General features: G+C 31.2%; 1 protein-coding gene. It reads left to right on the top strand.

The window, feature by feature from the left end; genetic code table 11:
* On the top strand, positions 1 to 285 hold a 285-nt coding region (locus V7150_RS23395), incomplete at both ends, for a GNAT family N-acetyltransferase (RefSeq protein WP_335522996.1).

Below are 285 nucleotides of genomic sequence, written 5' to 3'. Positions count from 1 at the left end.
AGTTCAATTCCTGATAATAGTATAGTAGAAGGCATTATGAGCTTACATAGATCTATTTTTGGTGACTCAAATGATTTGGTTTATAAAATGGAGAGTAAAAAGAATTTGCTTATCAATGTCGCAATAAAAGATACACATGTGGTTGGATATAAAATTGGATATGAACTTGATCACGACAAATTTTATAGCTGGTTAGGCGGGGTTGATAAAGACTTTAGGAAATATGGTGTGGCCTCTAAATTAATGGATATTCAACACCAGCATTTAAAAGAAAATGGATATAAA

This window comes from Neobacillus drentensis, from assembly GCF_036965245.1.
Lineage (GTDB): Bacteria > Bacillota > Bacilli > Bacillales > Cytobacillaceae > Neobacillus > Neobacillus drentensis_G.
This window is presented reverse-complemented; position numbering and strand designations above follow the sequence as displayed.